The organism is Streptomyces sp. NPDC002328 (assembly GCF_042890065.1).
GTDB lineage: Bacteria > Actinomycetota > Actinomycetes > Streptomycetales > Streptomycetaceae > Streptomyces.
On sequence record NZ_JBIARQ010000046.1, the window covers coordinates 1 to 4,572 of the forward strand.

Genomic DNA, 4,572 nt, shown 5'->3' on the forward strand with positions numbered 1-4,572 from the left:
CGAGCCCGCACCCGCACCAGCCCCCTGACAGCACTCCGCCCCGCCGCACAGCGACGGGGCGAAGCAACCAGGCCCGAATAAACCAACAGCATCCCGTTCGGCTGCCGGGCCCCTCGCCACACGTCGCCTACAGGGTGCCGAAGCCCACCTTGCGCGGGGCGGGCTCGCCCAGCTCGACGTAGGCCAGACGGTCGGCCGGGACCAGGACCCTGCGGCCCTTCTCGTCCACGAGGCTGAGCAGCTGCGACTTCCCCGCCAGCGCCTCGGACACGAGGCGCTCGACCTCCTCGGCGCTCTGACCGCTCTCCAGAACGATCTCGCGGGGCGCGTGCTGCACGCCGATCTTGACCTCCACGGCTATGTCCCTCCGACGGTCAGTGGTGCGCGGGCGTCCGCGCCGTACGCTGCACACATTAGCCCGGTGAGGGGACGGGTACGGCGCGGGCGTCCACGCCAGGAGCGAACAACGGACGGGAACAAAGGGCCGACGGCCCGCACGTACGCGTACTCGCTCAGTGCTGTTCGATGCCGTGCAGCGGGAAGCCGGCGATGCCGCGCCAGGCCAGCGAGGCCAGCAACTGCACCGCCTGGTCGCGTGGGACGCTGCGGTCGCTGTGCAGCCAGGAGCGGGCCACCACCTGGGCGAGGCCGCCGAGTCCGGAGGCCAGCAGCATCGACTCCGCGCGCGAGAGGCCGGTGTCCTCGGCGATCACGTCGCAGATCGCCTCGGCGCACTCGTTGGTCACCTTGTCGACGCGCTCGCGCACCGCGGGCTCGTTCGTCAGATCCGACTCGAAGACCAGCCGGAAGGCGCCGCCGTCGTCCTCCACGTACGCGAAGTAAGCGTCCATCGTGGCGCGCACGCGCTGCTTGTTGTCGGTCGTCGAGGCGAGCGCGCCCCGCACCGCCTGGATGAGCGACTCGCAGTGCTGGTCCAGCAGGGCCAGATAGAGGTCGAGCTTGCCCGGGAAGTGCTGGTAGAGCACCGGCTTGCTGACGCCGGCGCGTTCGGCGATGTCGTCCATCGCGGCAGCGTGGTAGCCCTGCGCCACGAAGACCTCCTGGGCGGCGCCCAGCAGCTGGTTCCGTCGGGCACGGCGCGGCAAGCGCGTGCCTCGTGGGCGCGCTGCCTCAGTTTGCTCGATGGCTGTCACGCCGCCTCCCAAAGTCGTCCACTCGCGGTGTGCCGCCGCGCGGCCATCGTACTTTTCGGTAACCGTGGCGCGCGCGGTGCGAGCGCAGAATTTCACGGACCGGACGATGGTAAAAGCCGTACAGAAGGTTTGCTACCGGTGTTTAGCGGGCAGAATGCGCCTCCGTCTTGCCGCGGATACGGCTCGGCGTACGCGTCGGCAGCATCGGCAGCGGTTGTCGACGGCGGCCGTCAGCAATAGTCGTCGGCGGCGGTCGTCAGCGGTAGTCGTCCTCGTCCAGTGAGACGACGCGGGCCTGTTCGACGAGGTCGGCCTCGTTCGCCTGGGCGGGGTCCACGCCCTCCAGAGGATCGTCGCGGTTCGGCGTGATGTCCGCATGCTGTTCCGCGGCGTCGTTCTCCGGCGCCTCGACGTCGAAATCCGCTCCCTCGTCGTCGTTCAAGAACGTCTCGGGGTCGGTGGGGTCGACGGCCATGGCGGGCTCCCTTCCTATGGACGCCCCTGAGAATGCAGGGGCCACGCGCGGGTGCCCTCCCTATGAGCCTAGGAGACACCCTTTTCGGACGCTATGCGATGTGCCCATGATTCGCGCCGTCATCTGCGCGTGGTCCACCCCGCTGCCTGTGACGGCGAACACACAAGTCACGGCGTGATCGTCTCGTAACATTGCGGGCATGTCTTCGACCGAGCTGCCCTCCGTGCCGCCCACCAGTGTGCTGCCGAAGGAAGTGTCCGTCAGGGTGGCCGAGGGCGAGCGGCTCCGGTCGGTGGGGCTGCCGGGCGTCACGCTGAAGATCCGTTCCAGGCCGCCCGCGCGCGAGGGCCTGGAGCCGGCGCTGTTCGTGCACGGCCTCGGCGGTTCCTCGCAGAACTGGTCCGCGCTGATGGCGCTGCTCGACGGGGCCGTCGACAGCGAGGCCGTCGATCTCCCCGGCTTCGGCGACTCCCCGCCGCCGGACGACGGCGACTACTCCGTCACCGCACACGCGCGTGCCGTCATCCGCTACCTCGACGCATCCGGCCGCGGGCCCGTGCACCTCATCGGCAACTCCCTCGGCGGCGCGGTGTCGACGCGCGTCGCGGCGGTGCGCCCCGACCTTGTCCGCACGCTCACACTCGTCTCGCCCGCGCTGCCGGAACTGCGCGTGCAGCGCACCGCGGTGCCCACGGGACTGCTCGGCCTGCCCGGAGTGGCCTCGCTCTTCAGCCGGTTCACCCGTGAGTGGACGGCCGAGCAGCGCGTGCGCGGCGTGACGGCCCTCTGTTACGGCGATCCCGGACGGGTCGCGCCGGAGGCCTTCCAGTACGCGGTGGAGGAGATGGAACGGCGCTTGCGGCTGCCGTACTTCTGGGACGCGATGACGCGCTCCGCGCGCGGGCTGGTCAACGCGTACACGCTGGGCGGCCAGCATGGACTGTGGCGGCAGGCCGAACGCGTCCTCGCCCCGACCCTCCTCGTCTACGGAGGCCGCGACCAACTCGTAGGCTTCCGCATGGCGCAGAGGTCCGCGCGCGCCTTCCGCGACTCCCGACTGCTGACCCTGCCGAACGCCGGGCACGTGGCGATGATGGAGTACCCGGAGACGGTCGCCACGGCGTTCCGCGAACTGCTCGCGGAGACGGGCTCCGGGGCGGGCACCGGGACGGACGTCGTGACGGGCACCGGGGCGGGGTCCGGGGCGGGTTCCTCCGCGGGCGACGCGGCGGGGTTCGAGGAGGATCTCGGGACGGCCGTCGGCCGGACCGGCGGATCCGCGGACGCGGGGAGCTGAGGGGGGCCGTGGGACGGCACAGCCGACGGGGGGCGGCGCCCAGGAGCGCGCCGCAGGAGAAGACCACAAGCGCTTACGGGAGCGCCTCGACAGATGCGCCCAGATGGGTTTCGGTGCCGGAAACGCGGGGCAACCGCGGTCAGGAAGCGACGGGACGGCCCGCCGGCGGAACCCCCGCCCACGGCTTTCCCCGGCTTCTCGACGGAACCCCGGCCCACGGCTTCCCCAGGTTGCCCGACGGCACTCCGGCGCACGGTTTCCCCCAGGTGGCTCGTGGCGGTCACCCGGAGCAGAGGGAAGCCGGGGGAGCATGGGGTGAGTTGACGGGTCGTCCGGCACAGGGTGCCGGACCCCTGATCCCCCGTCAGCGACCCGCGTCCCCGGGCGGCCCCCGGCAGGACTACCTCGACGCATTTGAGGAGGACGACGTCTTCGCGCGCCGCAGGCCCCTGTCCGGTGCCGTCTCCTCACACGCGAGCGACCCGTACGCCTCCGTCACCGAATGGGACGCGGAGCCGCGTGCGACCGCCGAGGGTGAGGACGACGTGCCGCCCTCCGGCGCGCCCGCGACGGCCAAGGGCGGCAAGGGACGGGCCTTCACCGGTATCGCGGCGGCCGCCGTCACCACCGTGCTGGCGATCGTGGTGGCCGGACAGGTCACCGACGCGCGCGACGAGGGCTCCGTCCAGTCGCAGTCGGCCACCGACCAGTCCGCGCGCGACGCCCGCGACGCCACCGACCGCAGCGGCGGCCGTCCGGGCCCCTCCGCCGCGGCCCCGAGCGCCGCGCCGCTGACGTACGAACAGAAGATGGACCTGCGCTACCCGCTCGGCGTCACACTCGCGGGCTCGGGCGAGTTCGACGCCGTGCCCGGCATCGCCAAGGCGCCCGGCAAGGGCCAGAAGTACACCTACCGCGTGGACGTCGAGCAGGGGCTCGGCCTCGACGCCGCGCTCTTCGCGGAAGCCGTCCAGCAGACGCTGAACGACGAGCGCAGCTGGGCGCACGACGGCGCGCGCACCTTCGAACGCATCCACACGGGCGAGCCCGACTTCGTCATCACGCTCGCCAGCCCCGGTACCACCGCCGAATGGTGCGCGAAGTCCGGCCTGGACACCACCGTGGACAACGTCTCCTGCGACTCCGCCGCCACCGAGCGCGTGATGATCAACGCCTACCGGTGGGCGCAGGGCTCGCAGACCTACGGCGACGAGATGTACGCCTACCGCGAGATGCTCATCAACCACGAGGTCGGCCACCGGCTCGGCTACAGCCATGTGACCTGCGACAAGAGCGGCGATCTGGCACCCGTGATGCAGCAGCAGACGAAGTTCCTGGAACACGACGGGATCCGCTGTCTGCCCAACCCGTGGCCGTATCCCGCCGGGTGATCCGGCGGCGCCGGGGCCGGTGATTCCGGCGGTAACTGCGGCGGTGATTCCGGCGGTGATTCCGGCGGTGATTCCCTAGCGCGGCGGAACGCGGGCCGCGCGGGAAAGTTACGAGCGTTCACCCCTTCTGGTGGGGGGGGGGGGGGGGGGGGGGGGGGGGGGGCGGGCGGCGCGGGCCGGGGGGGGGGGGGGGGCGGCGCGCGCCCCCCCCCCCCGCCCCCGCCCCCCCCGCCCGCGGCGGGGGGGGGGGCGGGG

5 protein-coding genes are annotated in these 4,572 nt (G+C 72.1%); 2 read left to right on the plus strand and 3 right to left on the minus strand.

What is annotated here, in order from left to right; translation table 11 throughout:
- Positions 1-127 precede the first annotated feature (127 nt).
- From ACFYX4_RS40920 to ACFYX4_RS40930, 3 genes are all read right to left on the minus strand, one after another.
- Positions 128-355, minus strand: coding sequence for a DUF3107 domain-containing protein (locus ACFYX4_RS40920; protein WP_389345068.1), 228 nt, complete (start codon positions 353-355; stop codon positions 128-130).
- 157 nt (positions 356-512) lie between these two features.
- Positions 513-1,154: a TetR/AcrR family transcriptional regulator gene (locus ACFYX4_RS40925; RefSeq protein WP_389345070.1), complete on the minus strand. Its 642-nt coding sequence runs from the start codon at positions 1,152-1,154 to the stop codon at positions 513-515.
- Between the two features lie 256 nt (positions 1,155-1,410).
- Entirely contained in the window at positions 1,411-1,629 is a 219-nt protein-coding gene (locus ACFYX4_RS40930; protein WP_389345072.1) for a hypothetical protein, read from the minus strand.
- A 199-nt stretch (positions 1,630-1,828) separates the two neighbouring features.
- Between ACFYX4_RS40930 and ACFYX4_RS40935 the strand changes: the two genes are divergently transcribed.
- Together ACFYX4_RS40935 and ACFYX4_RS40940 are read left to right on the plus strand one after the other, a co-directional pair.
- Positions 1,829-2,926: an alpha/beta fold hydrolase gene (locus tag ACFYX4_RS40935; protein ID WP_389345074.1), complete on the plus strand. Its 1,098-nt coding sequence runs from the start codon at positions 1,829-1,831 to the stop codon at positions 2,924-2,926.
- A gap of 320 nt (positions 2,927-3,246) precedes the next feature.
- On the plus strand, positions 3,247-4,317 hold the full coding sequence (locus ACFYX4_RS40940) for a DUF3152 domain-containing protein (RefSeq protein WP_389345076.1): 1,071 nt from the start codon (positions 3,247-3,249) through the stop codon (positions 4,315-4,317).
- Positions 4,318-4,572 lie beyond the last annotated feature (255 nt).

Coding starts and splice junctions, on each gene's coding strand:
- ACFYX4_RS40930 (WP_389345072.1), bottom strand. CDS start 1,629: ATGGCCGTCGACCCCACCGACCCCGAGACGTTCTTGAACGACGACGAG.
- ACFYX4_RS40935 (WP_389345074.1), top strand. CDS start 1,829: ATGTCTTCGACCGAGCTGCCCTCCGTGCCGCCCACCAGTGTGCTGCCG.